The organism is Modestobacter sp. URMC 112 (assembly GCF_053502575.1).
Map to the genome: position 1 here is coordinate 2,786,727 of NZ_CP199957.1, position 19,561 is coordinate 2,806,287.

At 74.0% G+C, this 19,561-nt stretch carries 20 protein-coding genes and 1 tRNA gene; 6 read left to right on the forward strand and 15 right to left on the reverse strand.

All coding sequences use genetic code 11. The features are described 5' to 3' along the window. The first annotated feature begins 428 nt into the window (after window positions 1–428). Together ACWIX6_RS13025 and ACWIX6_RS13030 are read left to right on the forward strand one after the other, a co-directional pair. Complete coding sequence (locus ACWIX6_RS13025) at window positions 429–1,547, forward strand: hypothetical protein (protein ID WP_448612853.1); 1,119 nt, start codon at window positions 429–431, stop codon at window positions 1,545–1,547. Further along, window positions 1,544–2,392, forward strand: coding sequence for a tyrosine-type recombinase/integrase (locus tag ACWIX6_RS13030; RefSeq protein WP_448612854.1), 849 nt, complete (start codon window positions 1,544–1,546; stop codon window positions 2,390–2,392). The genes ACWIX6_RS13025 and ACWIX6_RS13030 overlap by 4 nt, the downstream gene beginning before the upstream one ends. A 103-nt stretch (window positions 2,393–2,495) precedes the next feature. On the opposite strand, the gene ACWIX6_RS13035 is transcribed toward ACWIX6_RS13030, so the two are convergent. The 6 genes from ACWIX6_RS13035 to xylA all read right to left on the reverse strand — a co-directional run bounded on the left by ACWIX6_RS13035 (window position 2,496) and on the right by xylA (window position 7,813). Beyond that, window positions 2,496–2,569: transfer RNA gene (locus tag ACWIX6_RS13035), tRNA-Pro, on the reverse strand. An 86-nt stretch (window positions 2,570–2,655) separates the two neighbouring features. After that, the gene (der, locus tag ACWIX6_RS13040) at window positions 2,656–3,999 is read right to left on the reverse strand and encodes a ribosome biogenesis GTPase Der (protein ID WP_448612855.1); all 1,344 of its coding nucleotides are present in this window, start codon (window positions 3,997–3,999) and stop codon (window positions 2,656–2,658) included. Beyond that, window positions 3,996–4,760, reverse strand: coding sequence for a (d)CMP kinase (gene cmk, locus ACWIX6_RS13045; RefSeq protein ID WP_448612856.1), 765 nt, complete (start codon window positions 4,758–4,760; stop codon window positions 3,996–3,998). Before cmk ends, der begins: the two co-directional genes overlap by 4 nt. Beyond that, on the reverse strand, window positions 4,757–5,119 hold the full coding sequence (gene aroH / locus ACWIX6_RS13050) for a chorismate mutase (protein WP_448612857.1): 363 nt from the start codon (window positions 5,117–5,119) through the stop codon (window positions 4,757–4,759). The genes cmk and aroH overlap by 4 nt, the downstream gene beginning before the upstream one ends. Before the next feature lie 89 nt (window positions 5,120–5,208). Then, on the reverse strand, window positions 5,209–6,621 hold the full coding sequence (gene xylB / locus ACWIX6_RS13055; RefSeq protein ID WP_448612858.1) for a xylulokinase: 1,413 nt from the start codon (window positions 6,619–6,621) through the stop codon (window positions 5,209–5,211). A 1-nt stretch (window position 6,622) separates the two neighbouring features. Continuing rightward, window positions 6,623–7,813 (reverse strand): xylose isomerase, encoded by a 1,191-nt coding sequence (xylA, locus tag ACWIX6_RS13060; protein ID WP_448612859.1) that lies wholly within the window; start codon window positions 7,811–7,813, stop codon window positions 6,623–6,625. Between the two features lie 74 nt (window positions 7,814–7,887). On the opposite strand from xylA, the gene ACWIX6_RS13065 reads away from it, so the two are divergent. Further along, window positions 7,888–9,087 (forward strand): ROK family protein, encoded by a 1,200-nt coding sequence (locus ACWIX6_RS13065; RefSeq protein ID WP_448612860.1) that lies wholly within the window; start codon window positions 7,888–7,890, stop codon window positions 9,085–9,087. 6 nt (window positions 9,088–9,093) lie between these two features. On the opposite strand, the gene ACWIX6_RS13070 is transcribed toward ACWIX6_RS13065, so the two are convergent. After that, complete coding sequence (locus ACWIX6_RS13070; RefSeq protein ID WP_448612861.1) at window positions 9,094–9,936, reverse strand: pseudouridine synthase; 843 nt, start codon at window positions 9,934–9,936, stop codon at window positions 9,094–9,096. Between the two features lie 160 nt (window positions 9,937–10,096). Between ACWIX6_RS13070 and ACWIX6_RS13075 the strand changes: the two genes are divergently transcribed. Further along, entirely contained in the window at window positions 10,097–11,296 is a 1,200-nt protein-coding gene (locus ACWIX6_RS13075; protein WP_448612862.1) for a DUF222 domain-containing protein, read from the forward strand. 107 nt (window positions 11,297–11,403) lie between these two features. Here ACWIX6_RS13075 and ACWIX6_RS13080 read toward each other — a convergent pair whose 3' ends face one another. From ACWIX6_RS13080 to ACWIX6_RS13090, 3 genes are read right to left on the reverse strand one after another with little or no spacing between them, the layout of a single operon-like run. Beyond that, window positions 11,404–11,955, reverse strand: a complete 552-nt coding sequence (locus ACWIX6_RS13080; RefSeq protein WP_448612863.1) for a hypothetical protein — start codon at window positions 11,953–11,955, stop codon at window positions 11,404–11,406. 54 nt (window positions 11,956–12,009) lie between these two features. Further along, a complete protein-coding gene (scpB, locus tag ACWIX6_RS13085) occupies window positions 12,010–13,065 on the reverse strand; it encodes an SMC-Scp complex subunit ScpB (protein WP_448612864.1) in 1,056 nt (351 codons plus the stop codon). Further along, window positions 13,062–13,946 (reverse strand): segregation and condensation protein A, encoded by an 885-nt coding sequence (locus ACWIX6_RS13090; RefSeq protein ID WP_448612865.1) that lies wholly within the window; start codon window positions 13,944–13,946, stop codon window positions 13,062–13,064. Before ACWIX6_RS13090 ends, scpB begins: the two co-directional genes overlap by 4 nt. Window positions 13,947–14,066: 120 nt before the next feature. On the opposite strand from ACWIX6_RS13090, the gene ACWIX6_RS13095 reads away from it, so the two are divergent. Then, window positions 14,067–14,579, forward strand: a complete 513-nt coding sequence (locus ACWIX6_RS13095; protein ID WP_448612866.1) for a DUF4396 domain-containing protein — start codon at window positions 14,067–14,069, stop codon at window positions 14,577–14,579. Between the two features lie 33 nt (window positions 14,580–14,612). Here ACWIX6_RS13095 and ACWIX6_RS13100 read toward each other — a convergent pair whose 3' ends face one another. Next, the gene (locus ACWIX6_RS13100; RefSeq protein ID WP_448612867.1) at window positions 14,613–15,140 is read right to left on the reverse strand and encodes a hypothetical protein; all 528 of its coding nucleotides are present in this window, start codon (window positions 15,138–15,140) and stop codon (window positions 14,613–14,615) included. Continuing rightward, on the reverse strand, window positions 15,137–16,054 hold the full coding sequence (locus tag ACWIX6_RS13105) for a ParA family protein (RefSeq protein ID WP_448612868.1): 918 nt from the start codon (window positions 16,052–16,054) through the stop codon (window positions 15,137–15,139). Before ACWIX6_RS13105 ends, ACWIX6_RS13100 begins: the two co-directional genes overlap by 4 nt. A 198-nt stretch (window positions 16,055–16,252) precedes the next feature. Between ACWIX6_RS13105 and ACWIX6_RS13110 the strand changes: the two genes are divergently transcribed. Beyond that, window positions 16,253–16,804 (forward strand): AAA family ATPase, encoded by a 552-nt coding sequence (locus ACWIX6_RS13110; protein WP_448612869.1) that lies wholly within the window; start codon window positions 16,253–16,255, stop codon window positions 16,802–16,804. A gap of 7 nt (window positions 16,805–16,811) precedes the next feature. Here the strand turns inward: ACWIX6_RS13110 and xerD are convergent, their stop codons facing one another. The 3 genes from xerD to ACWIX6_RS13125 form a co-directional block, all read right to left on the reverse strand. Continuing rightward, entirely contained in the window at window positions 16,812–17,723 is a 912-nt protein-coding gene (xerD, locus tag ACWIX6_RS13115) for a site-specific tyrosine recombinase XerD (RefSeq protein WP_448612870.1), read from the reverse strand. Window positions 17,724–17,752: 29 nt separating this feature from the next. After that, entirely contained in the window at window positions 17,753–18,868 is a 1,116-nt protein-coding gene (gene ald / locus ACWIX6_RS13120; RefSeq protein WP_448612871.1) for an alanine dehydrogenase, read from the reverse strand. A 139-nt stretch (window positions 18,869–19,007) separates the two neighbouring features. After that, window positions 19,008–19,493, reverse strand: a complete 486-nt coding sequence (locus ACWIX6_RS13125) for a GbsR/MarR family transcriptional regulator (RefSeq protein WP_448612872.1) — start codon at window positions 19,491–19,493, stop codon at window positions 19,008–19,010. Window positions 19,494–19,561 lie beyond the last annotated feature (68 nt).

A 19,561-nucleotide genomic window follows, 5' to 3' on the forward strand; every position in this document is an offset into this window, starting at 1 on the left:
GCCCCAGCCGAGGAACTCCTCCGGCTGCTCTCCGACGACTTGCTGGCCGGTGTTGCGACGACTCCTTGAACTCAAGGACCGCCGCCATCGGCCACCAGGCGAGTCCTCCTGGCGCCGTCGAGGCCAATGCCCCGCACCGCGGGCGGCCGCACGGGTCGAGCTCCGGCGGTCACGCGCTCCGGCATCGTGGTCACTGGCGTGCCGACGGACGCCGCGCAGATGTCATGCTGCGAGCCGACCGGGGACGATGTCGCAGGTCGGGTCGGCCCGTTCCACGCAGCCCCTGGCTGTCCCACCCCCTGCCGCGAGAGGTACCGCATGCTCGATGCACGACCCGGCAGGCAGGCCGCGGCTGCTCCGGCACCCGATGTGTGGCTTGCGCTCCCGTCACCGGGCCAGGCGCTCGTCCTGCTCGCCAACGACACGCCATGACCCCGCTGGCAGTAGCGGTGGTCGCCCTCGTGGTCGCCGCGCGGTTCCTCGTACCGCTGGCCATCCCGCGCCGGCCGGTCCCTGCGCTGCTGGCAGCGCTGGTCCTCGACGCCGTCGACCAGACGATCTTCCAGGCGGTCGGGGCCGACTTCGACGGCTACCAGGGCTACGACAAGGCCCTCGACGTCTACTACCTCGCTGTCGCGTATGCCTCGACCCTGCGCAACTGGCCTCCCGGCCTGGCCTTTCGGGCCGCGCGGTTCCTCTGGTACTACCGCCTCGTCGGGGTGGCGGCGTTCGAGCTGACGGGAGCCCGGCCGCTCCTGCTCCTGTTCCCGAACACCTTCGAGTACTTCTTCCTGGCGTACGAGCTGGCCAGGACCCGATGCGACCCGCGGCGACTGACCGACCGTCAGGTGCTGGCGCTCGCGGGCGGCATCTGGGTACTGATCAAGTTGCCCCAGGAGTGGTGGATCCACATCGCCCAGCTCGACGTCACCGACATCCTCGCCGCGCAGCCGCAACTGGTCCCGGTACTGATCATCGTGGCGGCGCTGGTCGCGGCCGGTCTCGTGGCATGGGTGCGGATGCGTCCGCCGCCTCGCGACTGGGCTCTCACCACGCGAGTCGATACGCACCTGCCGCCCGCGCTGAGCGTCGGCGCGGCGCGGACCCTCCCGTTGCTGAGCCGGGCGTTCCTGTTGATGGTCGGGGAGAAGATCCTGCTCGTCTCGCTCGTCGTCATCATCTTCGCGCAGGTGCTGCCGGACCTGCGGGCCACCCCGACGCAGATCGTGCTGTCGACCCTCACGTTGATCGTCGTCAACGCCGTGTGCAGCCAGCTGCTCGCCCGTCGCGGCGCGACCTGGCGGACTACGCTCGCGCAGTTCGTCGCGATGGCTGCGCTGAACGCCGCCATCATCGTCGCGCTGCGCCTCTTGCCGGGCAGCAGCGGCGCCACGTTCGAACTCGGCAGCAGCCTGTTCTTCAGTCTGCTGCTCACGCTCCTGATCACGCTTTACGACCGGTACAGCACCATCCGCGGAGAGCGCGCCAAGCGGATCGGTGAGGCCCCAGTCGGGCAAGCGGGCCGAGGTGCTGCTCCCGTCACGTGATCTGCACCTCGCCGACCTCCGCCGGGTGGGGTTTGGCGCCCCCTCGGACGCTTACGTCCTTCCGACGTCGAAGCGCTCATCGTCACCAAGCGGACAGCCGGCCTGTCAGGGTCGACGATCCGACGACCTACACGGTCCTCCGGTCAGCACTCGACATCGCCTCCCGCGACGGACTGATCCGCGGCAACCCCGCGGCAACAGTGAGACGGCCCGGCGTCGAGCGCAAGGACGCGCCGCACCTGACCGCGGAGCAGGCGCAGGCGCTGCTGGAAGCGGTCAGGGGCGACCGGCTGGAAGGCCTGTTCCGAGTAATGCTGGCTACCGGACTCCGCCGTGGCGAAGCACTGGGGCTGCACTGGTCCGACGTCGACCTCGACGCCGGGCTGCTGAGGATCCGCTGGACACTCGCCCGGACATCCAGAGGGCTGCAGCTCGACGAGCCCAAGACCGACAAGTCCCGCAGGACCGTGCCCCTCCCCCGCTCGGCCATCGAGACACTCCGGGCCCACCGGACCCGGCAACTGGAGGAACAGCGCACAGCCGCCGGAGCCTGGCAGGAGCACGGGCTGGTCTTCACCACCGAGATCGGCACACCGCTCGAGCCCCGCAACGTGCTGCGGCGCTTCGAGATGCTCGCGGAGCGAGCCGGCCTCCGCGGAGTCACCCTGCACACCCTGCGGCACTCCGCGGCCAGCTTCCTGCTGGCAGCCGGAACCCACACCAAGGTCGTCCAGGAGCACCTGGGTCACTCGTCGTACGCCATCACGGCGGACATCTACAGCCATGTCGGTCCGGCGCAGCAGCGCGAGGCGGCCGATCGGCTCGACGAGGCGCTCCGCTGGTGACCGTTGCTGTCCGGCGGGCCGCGCTGCTGTACCCGTTGCTGTACTCACGCGAGAGGCGGGCCACCCTCGTCGGGTGACCCGCCTCTGACCTGCGGCTTCACTGTCGGGCTGACAGGATTTGAACCTGCGACCCCTTGACCCCCAGTCAAGTGCGCTACCAAGCTGCGCTACAGCCCGAGCTCCGAGTGCTGCCGGCTGGGCCGGACGCGCTCGATCGCTGCTGGAGCAGGTTACCGCACGCGCCGGAGCCGCCCGGCGGGCGGTCACCCCTTCTTCTTGTCGCTCCCCCGGCCCTCGCGGACCTTGATCGACACGTCGATGGGCGTGCCCTGGAAGCCGAACTGCTCGCGCAGCTTGCGCTCCAGGAACCGCCGGTACCCCGCCTCCAGGAAGCCGGTGGAGAACACCACGAACCGCGGCGGCCGGATGTCCGCCTGCGTCACGTACTTGATCTTGGGGGCGCGGCCGCCGCGGGCCGGCGGCGGCGTCTCCTGCACCAGCGCGCGGACGTAGGCGTTCAGCTCCGCGGTCGGCACCCGGGTCTCCCAGGACGCCAGCGCCGACCGCAGGTGCTCGGCGAGCTTGTTCACCCCGCGGCCGGTGGTCGCCGAGATGTTGACCCGGCTGGCCCACTTCACCCGGGCGAGCTCCCGGTCGACCTCGCGCTCGAGCTGGGCGTGCCGGTCCTCGTCGATGGCGTCCCACTTGTTGAACGCGATTACCAGGGCACGCCCGGCCTCGATCACCTGGGTGATCACCCGCTGGTCCTGCTCGCTGATCACCTCGTCCGCGGCCAGCAGCACCACCGCGACCTCGGCGGCCTCGATCGCCGCCTCGGTGCGCAGGCTGGCGTAGTACTCGGTCCCGCTGGCGGTGTTCACCTTCCGCCGCAGCCCGGCGGTGTCCACGAAGCGCCACTGCTCGCCGCCCAGCGTGACCAGGGAGTCCACCGGGTCCACCGTCGTCCCGGCGACCGAGTCGACGACCGAGCGCTCCTCCTTGGACAGCCGGTTGATCAGGCTGGACTTGCCCACGTTGGGCCGGCCGACCAGCGCGACCCGGCGCGGGCCGCCCTCGGGCTCGGCCTCCCGCGGCGCCTCGGGCATCGCGTCGAGCACGAGGTCCAGCAGGTCGCCGCTGCCCCGGCCGTGCAGGGCGCTGACCGTGTACGGCTCCCCCAGCCCCAGCGACCACAGCTCGGCCGCGTTGGCCTCCCCGCGCTCGTCGTCCACCTTGTTGGCGACCAGGATCACCGGCCGGTCGCTGCGGCGGAGCACCCGCGCGGCGGCCAGGTCGGTCTCGGTCGCACCGACCGACGCGTCGACCACCAGCACGATGACGTCGGCCGTCTTCATCGCGTACTCGGCCTGCCGGGCGATGGCGGCGGCCATGCCGGTCGCCTTGGGCTCCCAGCCGCCGGTGTCCACGACGGTGAACGACTTGCCGTTCCACAGCGCCTCGTAGGCGATCCGGTCGCGGGTGACGCCGGGGACGTCCTGCACCACCGCGGCGCGGCGGCCCAGGAAACGGTTGACCAGCGTCGACTTGCCCACGTTGGGCCGGCCGACGATGGCCACCACCGGCAGCGGCCCCTGCTGCTCGCTCATGCCGGCTCCCCCACCGCGCTGCGGGCCAGCTCCAGGACGCGCGCCACGACGGCGTCCCGGTCCAGGCCGGTGCTGTCCACGACGACCGCGTCGGCGGCCGGGCGCAGCGGGCTGTCCGCCCGGCTGCTGTCGTACTCGTCCCGGCGGCGCAGGTCGGCGGCGATCTCGGCGACCCGTCGCGGGTCGGTGACCCCCAGCTGGCCGGCCCGCCGCTCGGCCCGGGCCTCCGGTGCCGCGGTCAGGTACACCTTGAGCGTCGCGTCGGGCAGCACCACCGTGCCGATGTCGCGGCCCTCGACCACCACGGCGTCCGCGGCGGCCACCAGGGACCGCTGGCGGTCCACCAGCAACCGGCGCACGGCCGGGACGGCGGACACCGGCGACACGGTCCGCGTGACCTCGGCCCCGCGGATGCGCACGGCCACGTCCACCCCGTCGACCAGCACGACCTCGGTGTCGGCCGCCGTCCCCACCTCGATGTCGGCCTCGGACACCGCCCGGGTCACCGCCTCGGCGTCGGTCAGGTCCACCCCGGCGTCCAGGACGGCGACGGTCGCGGCGCGGTACATCGCGCCGGTGTCCAGGTACGCCGCGCCCAGCTGGGTGGCGACGGCGCGGGCGACGCTGGACTTCCCGGTGCCGGACGGACCGTCCAGCGTGACCTGTCCCCGGAAGGGACGCCCGCTCGCCGTGCCCTGCTCCTGCGCAGCGAGGTCCGTTCCGCTCCTCGCCCGCTGGCGCTCGCTGCGATGCTCGCTCACTGCGCGATGTCCCGGCGCAGGGCGACCGCGCCCCGCAGGTACACGTGCTGCACCTCGGCCCGCGTCCGCGGGGTGTCCACGTGCGCCATCAGCCGCAGCACCCGCGGCAGGGCGTGCGGGACGGCGATCTCGGTGGCGCACATCAGCGGCACGTCACCGAGCCCCAACTCCCGGGCGGCCAGCGCCGGGAACTCCGACACCAGGTCCGGGGTCGCGGTGAACAGGATGCTGATCAGGTCCTCGGAGGACAGTTCGTTGCGCTCGAGGACGGTCGACACCAGCTCACGGGTCGCCGACAGGACCTCGTCGCGGTCGTCGGCGGCCACCTGTGTCGCACCCCGGATGGCTCGGACGGCCATGCACTCTCCTGACATCGATGCCGGTGCGCGGATCGCCGCGCACCTCGGTCGAGTCTAGGGAGCCCCCGCCACCCGGCTCCGGGCGCTCGTCAGACCCGGGACGCGGTGAGGTCGCGGACCTCGGCGTAGCGCTCCCGGACGGACGGCGTCGGGTCGGCCTGGTAGGTCTCGGTGCTGGTGGCCGGCCACACCGGCGGGGTGTCCCCACCGGCCAGCACCCAGGCGGCCTGCCGGGCCGCGCCGTCGGCCACGTACTCACCGGGCGGCGGGACGAGCACCGGGACGCCGAGCACCGCGGGCGCCAGCCGGCGGACCGCCTCCGAGCGCGCACCGCCGCCGACGAGCAGCACCCGGCGGACCGGGTTGCCCTGCGCCGCGATCGCCTCCAGCCCGTCCGCCAGGCCGCACAGCAGGCCCTCCACCGCGGCCCGGGCCAGGTGCGCCGGGTCGGCGGTGGACAGCGTCAGGCCGTGCACCGCCCCGGTGGCGTGCGGGCGGTCCGGCGTCCGCTCGCCCTCCAGGTACGGCACGAGGACGAGCCCGCCCGACCCGGCGGGCGCGGTGAGCGCCAGCCGGGACAGCTCCGCGTGGTCGACGCCGAGCAGCCGCGCCGTCGCGTCCAGCACCCGGGCGGCGTTCAGCGTGACCACCAGCGGCAGGAAGTTCCCGGTCGCGTCGGCGAACCCGGCGACGGTGCCCGACGGGTCGGCGGTCGGCGTGGTCGAGACGGTGGACACCACCCCCGAGGTGCCGATCGACAGGACGACGTCGCCCGGCTCGGCGTTGATGCCCAGCGCGGCCGCGGCGTTGTCCCCGGTGCCGGGCCCGAGCAGCGCCCCGCCGTCCGCCAGGACGCCGGCCTGCTCCGCGGGGCCGAGCACCCGCGGCAGCACGGGGGTGGAGCCGAGGGCACGCTCCAGCAGGTCGGTCCGGTACTCACCCTGCGGCGTGGACCAGTAGCCGGTGCCGCTGGCGTCGCCGCGGTCGGTGACCAGCGCGTCCAGCGCGGGCGAGCCGGCCAGCCGCCAGTTCAGCCAGTCGTGCGGCAGGCAGACCGCCGCCGTCCGCCGGGCGTTGTCCGGCTCGTGCTCGGCCAGCCAGCGGAGCTTCGTGACGGTGAACGACGCGACCGGCACCAGGCCGACCGCCTCCGCCCACGCCTGCCGGCCGGCCTCGCCGCCGCCGAGCTCGGCGATCAGGTCGGTGGCGGCCTGCGCCGAGCGGGTGTCGTTCCACAGCAGCGCCGGGCGCACGACAAGACCGTCGTCGTCCAGGCAGACCATGCCGTGCTGCTGGCCGCCGACGGCCACCGCCGCGACGTCGTCCAGGCCGCCGGCGGCACCGATCGCCTGCTGCAGGGCGGCGCCCCAGGCCGCCGGGTCGACCTCGGTGCCGTCCGGATGCGGCGCGCGGCCCTCCCGGACCAGCGCGCCGCTGTCGGCGTCCCGGACGACGACCTTGCACGACTGGGTCGACGAGTCGACCCCCGCGACGAGGGTCATGTCAGCGGGCGCCGAGCAGGTGCTCGATCATCAGCTGGTCGATCCGGACGACGCCGGCACCGCGCTGGGCGACGGTCGCGGCGTCGAAGTCCTCGAACGCCGACCGGTCGGCCAGCAGGTCCTCGAAGCTCTCGCCCTCGCTGAGAGTCGGGGTGCGCAGCTCGGGGACCCGCGCGGCGGCCAGCGCCTCCTGCACCTCGGGGTCGGCCCGGAAGGCGGCCGCCCGCTCCTTGAGCAGCAGGTAGGTGCGCATGTTCGCCGCGGCCGACCGCCAGACGCCGTCCATGTCCTCGGTGCGCATCGGCTTGTAGTCGAAGTGCCGGGGACCGTCGTAGGCCGGGCCGCCCTGGGGGCCGCCGTTCTCCAGCAGGTCCACGGTCGAGAAGGCCTGCAGCAGGTCGCCGTGGCCGAAGACCAGGTCCTGGTCGAACTTGGGCCCGTGCTGGCCGTTGAGGTCGATGTGGAAGAGCTTGCCCAGCCAGATCGCCTCGGCGATGCCGTGCGTGAAGTTCAGGTTGGACATCTGCTCGTGGCCGACCTCGGGGTTGATCCCGACCAGGTGGGCGTGCTCGAGCTTGGAGATGAAGGCGATCGCGTGCCCGACGGTGGGCAGGAAGATGTCGCCGCGGGGCTCGTTGGGCTTGGGCTCCAGGGCGAAGCGCAGGCCGTGACCGCGGGCCTCGGAGTAGGCGGCGAGGGTGTCGATCGCCTCGGCGTAGCGGTCGAGGGCGGCGATCAGGTCCTTGGCGGTGTCGACCTCGGTGCCCTCGCGGCCGCCCCACAGCACGTAGGTCTGCGCGCCGAGCTCGGCGGCCAGGTCCATGTTCCGCATGACCTTGCGCAGGGCGAACCGGCGGACGTCCCGGTCGTTGGCGGTCAGGCCGCCCTCCTTGAACACCGGGTGGGTGAACAGGTTGGTGGTGACCATCGGCACCACGAGGCCGGTCTCGTCGAGCGCGGCGCGGAAGCGCTTGAGGTGGGCGTCCCGGGCCGCGGTGTCGCTGCCGAACGGGACGACGTCGTCGTCGTGGAACGTGACGCCGTAGGCGCCCATCTCGGCCAGCCGGTGCACCGACTCGACGACGTCCACGTCGGCGCGGGTGGCGTCGCCGAACGGGTCGCGGGCCGGCCAGCCGACCGTCCACAGGCCGAAGGTGAACTTGTCCTCGGGGGTCGGCTGCAGGCTGGTCACGATGGGTCCTCCGGAAGGGTCAGCGATTTGTTTTGCACTAGAACAATAACTGACGTCACACCTAAACTGAACCCGTGAGGCCAGAGACCGCCGGAGCCCGGCCTTCGTCCCTGCGGGCCGGCAACCTGGCGCTCGTGCTGCGCACCGTGTGCGCCGCAGCGGAGCCCCCGTCGCGGGCCGACGTCGCCGGCGTCACAGGCATGACCCGGGCGACGGCGGCCCGGCTGGCCGACGAACTGGTCGCCGCCGGGCTGCTCGACGAGGTGGAACGCGCCCCGACGGCCCGCCGGGGCCGCCCGGCGACGCCGCTGGCGCCCGGGTGCCGGTTCGCCGCCCTCGGGTTGCAGGTCGATGCCGGGCTGCTCGCCGCGCGGGTCCTGGACCTGCGCGGCCACGTGGTCGCCGAGCAGGTGGAGGACGGCGACTTCGTCGGCAGCGACCCGGTGCCCACCCTGGAGCGCCTGAGCGGGCTGGCGCTCGAGCTGGTCGACCGACTGCTCCCACAGCTGCGGCTGGTGGGTGCGGGGCTGGCCCTGCCCGGCATCGTCGACGTCGCGGACGGCGTCCTGTTGCGGGCGCCCAACCTGGGCTGGTCCGACCAGCGCCCGGCCGACGTGCTGGCCCGGGCCCTGCCCGAGGACCTGGTGCCGCTGCTGGGCAACGAGGCGGACCTGGCCGCCCGGACCGTCGCGGAGACCGCTCCCGGCCGGGCCGGGCCGTACCGCGACTTCCTCTACCTGTCCGGCCAGATCGGCATCGGCGGGGCGGCCGTGCTCGCCGGGCAGGTGATGACCGGCAGCTCCGGCTGGGCCGGGGAGGTCGGCCACGTCTGCGTCGACCCCGCCGGCCCGCCCTGCCGGTGCGGCTCCACCGGCTGCCTGGAGCAGTACGCGGGCCGGGACGCCCTGCTGGCCGCCGCTGGCCTGCCCCGCGGCTCGGCCTCCGGCGTCCTGGCCGCGCGGGCCGCCGAGGGCGACCCCGATGCGCTGCGGGCCCTCGACACGGCCGGCTGGGCGCTGGGGGTGGCCCTCGCCGGGGTCCTCAACGTGCTCGACATCCCCTCGGTCGTGCTGGGTGGCCACCTCGCCGAGCTCGGGGACCTGCTGTGCCCGAGGGTGGAGGGACACCTGGCCCGGCGCGTGCTCTCGGCCCGCTGGCGACGGCCGGCCATCGCCGTGGCGCCCGCCGCACCGGGTGCCGGGGCGACCGGCGCGGCGCTGCGCGCCCTGGACGCCGTCCTCGCCGACCCGGCGCGCTGGCTCACCCAGCCCTGAGCTCCCTCACAGTCCGACGAGCTCGTGCAGTGCGCCGACCTCGGTGCGGGTGAGCCGGCGGATGGCGCCGCTGCGCATCCGGGCCAGCTCGATCGGGCCGATCGCCGTCCGGGTGAGCCGGGAGACCGGCAGCCCGACCTCGGCCAGCAGGCGGCGGACGATGTGCTTACGCCCCTCGTGCAGCACGACCTCCACCACCGACTGGCCGGCGTGGGTGTCCTTGAGGGTGAACGAGTCGACGGCGACCGGGCCGTCGTCCAGTTCCACTCCCTTGCGCAGCCGCTTGCCCAGGTCGCGCGGCACCGAGCCGGAGACCTGCGCGAGGTAGGTCTTGCGGACCTCGTAGGAGGGGTGGGCCAGCCGGTGGGCCAGCTCGCCGTCGGTGGTGAGCAGCAGCAGGCCCTCGGTGTCCTGGTCCAGCCGGCCGACGTGCACCAGCCCGGTGGCGAGGTCGCCGACCATCTCGCCCACCGAGGGGCGGCCGCGCTCGTCCTTCATGGTGGTGACCACGCCGTAGGGCTTGTTCATCGCGTAGGTGACCCGGTCGTTGCGGACGTCGATCCGCGCGCCGTCGACCGCGATCTGGTCGTTCTGCGGGTCGACCCGGAGCCCCTGCTCGGTGACCTGCCGGCCGTTCACGCTGATCCGGCCCTCGGCGATCATGTCCTCGCAGACCCGGCGGGACCCGACACCGGCGCGGGCGAGCACCTTCTGCAGCCGCTCGCCCTGCCGGTCACCGGAACCCTCCGGCTCACGGTCGCCCGGGTGCACCGGCGCCAGTTCCATGTCCTCGGACCACACGCCGTGCTCGTCGTCCTGCGGCGGGCCCCCAGGGCTCTCGGTGCTCATCCCTGCCAGTCTCCCACCCCGGCGCGCGCAGCCCGGCCGGGTGCGTTCCGGACGACTGCGGATCTGGCAGATTGGGCTTCTGAGCTGCGCTTTCACCTTGCGCGAGCCGCCTGACGTCGGTAACATTCGAACAAGCGTTCGAGCGGTCCGGGAGGTGTCCATGAGCGAGGTGCGGTCGGCTCTGGACGCCTTCGCCGCCGAGGACCTGCACGAGTTGACCGACGGGCTGGTGCTCGACCGGATCGACGCGCTGGTGCATGTGGTCAACGCCGCCTCCGCGGAGCTGTCCCGCACGGTGCGGCACGCCGAGGTCACCCAGGCCGTGGAACACGACGGACTGAAGAGCCCCCGGTCCTGGCTGATCGGGCATGGGCTGCTGTCGGCGACCGAGGCCGGACGGGTTGTCCGGGTCGGGCGGGCGTTGGAGCACCTGCCCGCGGTCGCGGCCGGGTTCGCCGCCGGGGAGATCACCGCAGCCAAGGTCGACGCGATCGCGGCGATCACCACCCCGGACAAGCTGGCCGCCGCTGCGGAGCAGGGCGTGGACCTGGCCGCGATCGATGCCGACCTGGCCCAGCTGGCCGCGGTGCACCTGCACGAGAAGGTCGTCGAGACCGTCCACCGGTATGTCGCCGCACTAGACCCCGACGGGCCCGAACCGGACCCCACCGAAGGACGCCGGCTGGGCATCGCCCGGCACGCCGACGGTTCGCGGTCCTTCCGCGGTGACCTGGATGCGGTGGGTGGGGAGAAGTTCGAGGCCGCGCTCGAGTCGCTCGTACAGGCCAACCGCCCCGACGGCGACTTGCGCACCCGGTCCCAGCAGCTGGCCGACGCGCTGGTGCAGCTGTGCGACAACCAGCTCGCCTCCGGTCAGCTGCCGACGCTGCGGACGGTGAAGCCGCACGTGGTCGTCACCCTCGACGTCGAGGACTTCGCCGACCCGGCCACCGGCGCCGGTGCGGCCCAGACCGGGTTCGGCGCGCGGATCTCCGGCGAACGGGCCCGCTGGCTGGCGTGTGACGCGGCCATCTCCCGGGTGGTGATGGGACCCGGCGGAGTACCGCTGGACCTGGGGCGCACCCACCGGGTGGTCACCCCCGGACTGCGCCGAGCGGTCGTCGCCCGGGACAAGACCTGCGTGTTCGCCGGATGCGGCGCCCCGCACTGGTGGGCCGACGTCCACCACCTCGTGCACTGGGTCCACGGCGGCGAGACCAACCTCGAGAACTCAGCCCTGCTCTGCGAACGCCACCACACCAAGGTCCACCACGGCTTCCGGGTCGAACGACCACCCGACGGCCGATGGCGCACCTACCGCCCCGACGGCACCGAGATCCTCATCGGCCCACGCGTCTGACCCAGTGGCCGGAAGCTGCCCTGCTGCTGCGGCAGCCCAGACATGTACCGGTCGACGGTCGTCAAGGACCGTTGCGCCGGGTCGCACCCCCGCGGTCTCGTCAGGACTCAGGACGTCGGTCGAGCCTGCAAGGGCGTCTGACTTGCGTGGCGGAGCTGCTCAGCGGATGTCGGCACGGCGTACCACGTGGCGACGTCCGACTCGTCGCCCTGAGGCGTCCAGGCGACCGCGGCATGTGTGGTCACGGTCGCACCCGGGGGCACCGGAGGAAGCGACCAGCCGAGTTCGTCCGGTCGCCGCGAGAAGAACCCGTACCCGGTCGGAGGATCAGCAGCATCTCGGATGAGACCACGCCAGTCGGAGGGCAGGACGCCTTCCTCCACCTGGAGCTCGAAGAGGTCGTCATCGGGGCCACCGACGCTGAGCACCCACTGCGAGGTCTCGAACGTGTAGCAGGCCAGGTACTGGCCGAACGCCGGCTCACCACTCGCCCCGCCGTCCAAGGACGCGACCAGCTCCAGCGGTGGAGACGGCTCCCGTGCGGAGATGTCCACGACCGCACCCCAGCTGGCGGTCACGCTGTACTGCGGCAAGTAGGGAAGACCGTCAAACGGGTCCCTCGTGCAGGGGACCCACTGCACTTCCTCGTCGAGGGACACCCGGGCGCCCTTGCGCGAGTTCCTCCATGACGACTGATCCGTCCGTGTAGCCGGTCAGTCGTCGGGGTGCTCGGCGAGCATGGTGGAGGTCTCCGGGACCAGCGGCGCCAGCGGGGGCAGCTCGGCGAGGTCGCTCAGGCCCAGCCGCTCGAGGAACAGCGGCGTGGTGGCGTACAGCCCGCCGCCGGTGTCCGGGTCACTGCCGCACTCGTACACCAGGCCACGGTTGACCAGCGTCCGGACCACGGCGTCCACGGCCACCCCCCGGATCGCCGACACCCGGGCGCGGGTGACCGGCTGCCGGTAGGCGATCACCGCCAGGGTCTCCAGCGCCGCCTGGGTGAGCCGGCTGCGCTGCCCCTCCAGCAGGTACCGCTCCACCACGGCGGCGTGCTCCTCGCGGGTGTAGACCCGCCAGCCATCCCCCACCCGGCGCAGCGTCACCCCCGCCCGGCGCCGCTCGTAGTCGTCGGCCAGCCCGGCGAGCTCCTGCCGCACCTGGAGGACCGGGCACCGCAGCGCCGCGGCCAGCGTCTCCTCGTCGACCGGGGAGTCCACCACGAACAGCAGCGCCTCCAGCCCCGCCCGCAGCTCCGCCGGGTCCACGGCAGCCACGTCGGCCGGCTCGTCCGCGCCCGTCCCGGGGACCGGCTCCTCCACCACCGGATCCGGCTGGTCGACCACCTCCAGCTCCACCGACGTGACCGGCGCCCGGCTCAACGGCGGTAGCGCGGGAGCAGCGGCAGCCGGCGGGTCCGGGTGCGGCGCCTCCTCGACGGTCGCCTCCTCCTCCGCCGCCGCGGGATCGGACGCCGCCAGCGGCCAAGGCCCAGCCTCTGGCCCCGGCCCAGCCTCCGACCCCGGCCCAGCCTCCGACCCCGGCCCCCGCGCAACCTCCGGCTCCGGCTCGGCCCCCGACCGCGGCTCCGGGACGGCGGCGGGGTCCGCCCCGGGCCCACGCAGCGCGGCGGCCAGCTCGGCGGCCACGGCGTCCCAGTCGTCCGCGGGCCGGTCGTCCGGCGCGCCCTCCCGGCCGGTCAGCTCGGCGGCCAGCTCGGCCGCCAGCGCCTCCCAGGAGATCGGCTCGCGACCCTCGATCGACCCGCTCACGCGTCGTCCCCCGGCTCGCCGCCGGTGACCGGCTCGCCGCCGGTGACCGGCTCGCCGCCGGTGACCGGCTCGCCGGCGGGCAGCTGCGCCCAGACGTCGTCGGCGCCCGGCAGCCGGCCGTCGACCGGCTGTCCGCCGGTCCAGCGCACGTGCAGCTCCCCCAGCGGCGTCAGCTGCTCGAACGTCACCAGCTGCTGGCGGAACAGCTCCAGCAGCGCCAGGAAGCGGGTCACCACCTCCAGCGTGTGCCCGCAGTCGCCGGCCAGCGCCCGGAACGTCGTCGTCCCCGCGGCGGCGAGCCGGTCGCGGACCAGCAGCAGCTGCTCGGTCACGCTCACCGCCGGGGCGTGCAGGTGCGCGACGCTGACCGTCGGCGGCGGCGTCGGGGTCAGCGCGCGGGTGGCCAGCGCCGCGAACTGCTCCGGGGTGACGCCGAGCAGCACCTCGGGGAGCAGCTCGGCGAAGCGCGGCTCCGGCGCGACCGACCGGGGGAACCGGCGCGCGGCCACCGCCTCCCGCCCGCGGAGGAAGTCGGCGACCTGCTTGTAGGCCTTGTACTGCAGCAACCGGGCGAACAGCAGGTCGCGCGCCTCCAGCGCCGCGAGGTCCTCCTCGTCCTCCACCTCGGCGGCCGGCAGCAGCCGGGCGGCCTTGATGTCCAGCAGGGTGGCGGCCACGACGAGGAACTCGCTGGCCTGGTCCAGGTCCAGCTCGTCGCCCATCGCCTGCAGGTGGGCGATGAACTCGTCGGTGACCGCGGACAGCGCGATCTCGGTGACGTCGAGCTTGTGCCGCCCGATCAGCTGCAGCAGCAGGTCGAACGGACCCTCGAAGTTCGTCAGGCGGACGGTGAACCGCCCCTCCGCCTCCGCCGTCCGCACCACCACAGCCTAGGACCGCCCTCTGACCGGACCGGTCGACGCCGGCGCCCGCACCCCTTGCACTCGATACCCCCTGGGGGTATACCTGACGACGTCCACTCCTCCCGAGGAAGGTGCGTCATGAACGGCTCTCAGCACTCCACGCCGGCCGGCCCGGCCACCGAGCACGGTCACTCCAGCGGCCACCTGCCCGGCGGCGGCGTCAGCTGGGCGATGGCGGCCCAGGCCACGCTGCACTGCCTGACCGGCTGTGCCATCGGTGAGGTCCTCGGCATGGTGATCGGGACCTCGCTCGGCCTGTCCAACGCGGCGACGGTGGCGCTCGCGGTCGCCCTGGCCTTCGTCTTCGGCTACGCGCTGACCATGCGCGGCGTGCTCCGCGCCGGCCTGCCGTTCCGGGCCGCACTGAAGGTGGCCCTCGCCGCGGACACCGTGTCGATCGCCGTCATGGAGGTCGTCGACAACGCGGTCGTGCTGTCCGTCCCGGGGGCCATGGAGGCCGGCATCTCGTCGGTGCTCTTCTGGACGGCGCTGGCCGTCGCCCTCGCCGTGGCCTTCGTGGTCACCCTGCCGATCAACCGCGCGATGATGAGCCGGGGCAAGGGCCACGCCGTCGTGCACGCCCACCACTGACCGTGCCGGCTGGGCCGGGGACCCTCTCCCGGCTCAGCCGCGCAGCCGGCGGACCAGCACCGAGTCCTCGCCGCGCTGCTCGAGGTCGGCCAGCAGGACGGCGACCGCCTCGCGGACCAGCCGCCCGCGGTCGGCCACGACGCCGTACTGGCCGCGCAGGGTCAGCCGGGCGCTCTCCAGGGCGAGCAGCTCCTCGGCGGAGCAGTAGACGGTGATCTTCTCGTCGTGCCGGGTCCGGCCGTGCTCGGACTGGCCCCGGCGGCGCGGCGGGGTCACCGGCAGCGTAGGACGGCGCACCGCGGAGAGCTGCTCGGCGCCGTCCGCGGGGACGGCCGGCACCAGCGACAGCGGCTGGCCGGCCGGCGGCTCGGCACCGGCGAGCTCCTCCGCGTCGGCTGCCGCGGGGGAGCGCCGTCCCGAGGGCGTGCCCGACCGCAGCGCCGGCGAGGACTGGGCCGCGGCCAGGGTGGCCAGCTCGGTCACCGGCGCGGGCTCCGGCGCCGCGGCGTCGGTACGGCGGAACAGCTCGTCGGCGCCCGGCAGGACGGGACGGCGGGTCACTGGACCAGCATCTCCTTCGCGAGGTCCCGGTAGGCGGCGGCACCGGAGGACGTGGGCGCCCAGGTGGTGATCGGCTGGCCGGCCACCGTGGTCTCCGGGAAGCGGACGGTGCGGGTGATGACGGTCTGGAACACCGTGTCGCCGAACGCCTCGACCACCCGGCTGAACACCTCGCGGCAGTGCACCGTCCGCGAGTCGTACATGGTGGCCAGGATCCCGTCGATCTCCAGCGCCGGGTTGAGCCGCTCCTTGACCTTGTCGATCGTGTCGACCAGCAGCGCCACGCCGCGCAGCGAGAAGTACTCGCACTCCAGCGGGATGATCACGCCGTGCGCGGCGGTCAGCGCGTTCACCGTCAGCAGGCCCAGCGAGGGCTGGCAGTCGATGAGCACGTAGTCGTACTCGGCGCTCACCGGCCCGAGCACCCGCATCAGGGTCTGCTCGCGGGCGACCTCGCTGACCAGCTGCACCTCGGCGGCGGACAGGTCGATGTTGCTGGGCACCAGGTCCAGGCCGGGCACCCGGGTGGGCAGCCGGACGTCGGCGAGCGTGGTCCTCGGCTCCATCAGCGCGTTGTAGATGGTCCGGTCCAGCTGCTGCGCCGGCACACCGAGGCCCACCGACAGCGCACCCTGCGGGTCCAGGTCGACCAGCAGCACCCGGCGGCCCTGCTCGACCAGCGCGGCACCCAGGTTGATGGTGGACGTCGTCTTGCCGACGCCGCCCTTCTGGTTGCACATCGCGATGACCCGCGCCGGGCCGTGCTCGGTGATCCGCTTGGGCTCGGCCAGCTTGCGCTGCCGCGCCCGGGCGGGGTCGACCCGGCTCATCGGGCCACCCATCTCGCCGCTGCCGGCGAGCGCCCCGTCGGACGGGAGCGCGACGGCGGCCGCCGCCTGGGCTCGTGTCGACATCGTCTGGACCTTCCGGTAGGTGCGGCTCGGCTGGGATCGGGTGGAGGCGCACCGCGGCAGACCGGGCTGGCCCGGGACCGAGCGGTCGCTCCGCCTCCCCTCTCGGCAGGCCGGCACCCGACCGTGACCACCCGGGCGGAACGGGGCTCCGGTCGAGAGCCACGCGAACCGACCGCAGGGCACTGGGACGATCGGCGGGTGCCCTCCCCCGCCACGCTCGTCCTGCTGGTCGGCCTGCCCGGCTCGGGCAAGACGACGAGGGCGCGCGAGCTCGAGCGGACCCGCGGTGCGCTGCGGCTCACCCCGGACGAGTGGATGCTGCCGCTGTTCGGGGCCGCCGAGGCCGGCGACCGGCGGGACGTACTGGAGGGCCGGCTGATCTGGGTCGCCCTGCGCGCCGTCGAGCTCGGCACCGACGTCGTCCTGGACTTCGGGCTGTGGAGCCGGCAGGAGCGGGCCGCGCTGCGCTGGCTGGCCGCCGCGGTGGGCGCCGACTGCACGACGACGTACCTGCCGGTGGACCCCGACACCCAGCTCCAGCGGGTCCGCGACCGGTACGCCGCGGGGCCCGGGACGGAGGTCGCCCTGACCCCGGCGGAGCTCCGCTCCTGGCGCGAGCGGTTCCAGCCGCCGACGGACGACGAGCTCACCGGCGCGGTGCCGACACCGCTGCCCGCCGGCCACGCCTCCTGGAGCTCCTGGGCAGCGACCCGCTGGCCGTCGCTCCCGGACGCCTACCCGCCCGGCTGAGCCGGGCTCAGCGCAGCGCGCGGGGGTGGCTGGTCGCGTAGACCTCGCGCAGCCGCTCCACGGTGACCAGCGTGTACACCTGCGTCGTGGTCACCGAGGCGTGGCCGAGCAGCTCCTGGACGACGCGCACGTCGGCGCCGCCGTCCAGCAGGTGGGTGGCGAAGGAGTGCCGCAGCGTGTGCGGGGAGATCTCCACGGTCAGCCCGGCCCGCTCCGCGCAGCTGCGCAGGATCGTCCAGGCGCTCTGCCGGGTCAGCGCGCCCCCGCGGCTGTTGAGAAACAGCGCGCCGCGCACCCCCCGCCGGGAGGCGGCCGCCAGCGCCGGCCGGGCCCGCACCAGGTAGTCCTCCACCGCCCGGACGGCGTAGCTGCCGACCGGGACGACGCGTTCCTTGCCGCCCTTGCCGGCCAGCCGGACCGCCGCGCTGCGCGCGTCGACGTCGTCCACGGCCAGCCCGACCGCCTCGGAGATGCGCGCCCCGGTGCCGTAGAGCAGCTCCAGCAGCGCCCGGTCGCGCAGCCCCCGTGGCCCCTCCACCGAGCCGGCGGCGGCGATCAGCGCCTCGACCTGCTCCACCGGTATCGCCTTGGGCAGCCGGCGGGCCGGCGTCGGCGGGCGCACCTCCGCGGCGACGTCGTCGGTCACCAGCCCGTCCAGCAGGGCGAAGCGGTGCAGCCCGCGGACGGCGACCACCGCGCGCGCCGCCGAGGTGGCCGACAGCGGCGGGTGGTCGGCGTCCCCCTGGCGCAGTGCGGTGAGGAAGCCCGCCACGTCGCTCTCCCCCACCTCGTCCAGCCCCCGGACCCCCGCGGCCTCCAGGAACGCGGCGTACCGGCGCAGGTCCCGCCGGTAGGAGGAGATGGTGTTGGCCGCCAGCCCGCGCTCCACCAGCAGGTGGTCGAGGTACCCGGTGACCACCCGGTCGACGGCGGCCCCGGTGACCAGGGTCAGGACAGCACCTCGGCGAGCGGCACGGCCGCCATGCCGTGGGCCTCGGCCACCTCGGGGAGCACCACCTGCCCGGCGACCACGTTCACCCCGTGCGCGAGCGCCGGGTCGTTGCGCACCGCGGCTGCCGTCCCCTCGTTGGCCAGCGCCATCACGTAGGGCAGCGTCACGTTGGTCAGGGCGTGCGTCGAGGTGTTCGGGACGGCGCCGGGCATGTTGGCCACGCAGTAGAAGACCGACTCGTGTACCCGGAAGGTGGGGTCGTCGTGCGTGGTCGGCCGGGTGTCCTCGAAGCAGCCGCCCTGGTCGACGGCGATGTCCACCAGCACCGAGCCGGGCTTCATCCGGCTGACCAGGTCGTTGCTGATCAGGGTGGGGGCCTTGGCGCCGGGCACCAGCACCGCGCCGATGACCAGGTCGGCGTCCAGGACGGCGCGCTCCACCTCGTAGGCGTTGGACGCCACGGTCTGCAGGTGGCCCTGGTAGATCCGGTCGGCCGCGCGGAGCTTGTCCACGTCGCGGTCCAGCACGATCACCTCGGCCTGCATGCCCAGTGCGATCGCCGCGGCGTTCATCCCGGACACCCCGGCGCCGATCACCACGACCTTGCCGGCGTACACGCCCGAGACCCCGCCCAGCAGCACCCCGCGGCCGCCGTGCGCGCGCTCCAGGCAGTGCGCCCCCACCTGGGGCGCCATCCGGCCGGCGACCTCCGACATCGGCGCCAGCAGCGGCAGCGCCCCGCTGGCGGTCTGCACCGTCTCGTAGGCGATCGCCGTCGTCCCGGACTCGACCAGGGCGTCGGTGCACTCCTTGGACGCCGCGAGGTGCAGGTAGGTGAACAGCGTCTGCCCGGCGCGCAGCCGCCCGTGCTCCTCGGCGACGGGCTCCTTGACCTTCAGCAGCAGGTCCGCGGCGTCCCAGACGTCGTCCGCGGTGGCCGCGATCTGCGCGCCGGCGGCGACGAAGTCGGCATCGGGGATCGACGACCCCTCACCGGCTCCCTGCTCCACCAGCACCTCGTGCCCGGACCGCACCAGCTCGTTCACCCCGGCAGGGGTGAGCGCCACCCGGTACTCCCGGTTCTTGACCTCTCGAGGGACCCCGACCTGCATCGTGCTGTCTCCTGGTCTCGGTGGCGCCCCCGGTCGTGCCGGGAGCCCCCCGCGTCGTGTGCCGGCCCGGTCGGGGCCGACCTCGGGGCGGAGTGTAGGCAGCCGGCGGCCTCCAGCGGGCCGGGACGCGACCGGGCGGTCACAGACTGCGGCGGTGCGCCTGCCAGCGGTCGAGCATCTCCGGCAGCTCGCTCCGCAGGAACGCGAAGAACTCCTGCGTCTCGGCCATCCGCCGCCCACCGGGGCGCTCCAGGCCCAGCGTCGCCACGCCGTCGGCCGCGGCCGCCTCGTAGGTGGCGAGGACACCGATCTGCTGGGCGTAGATGGTGGACCAGACGTCGTCGTCGTAGATCCGGTAGACGTCGCTGCGCGCACCAGGGTCGCGCTCCCTGCCGAGCAGCCCCGCGCGGACCAGGAACCGGACGGCCCCCGAGATGGCGGCCGGGCTGACCCGCAGGCCGGCCGCCAGCTCCCCCGCGGTGTAGCGCTCGGCGTCGTCGGCGAGGACGAAGGCGAAGACCCGTGCCGCCATCCGTGGCAGCCCCGAGTCGGCGAGGACCAGGGCGAAGCGCTCGACGTAGGACAGCAGCGCGGCGTCGGCGTCGTCCGCGTGCGGTGTGGACACCGGCGGACCCCCTCTCCTCCTCGTCGCCGGAACGACCCCGACCGACGTGCGGCAGCCTATTACACGGT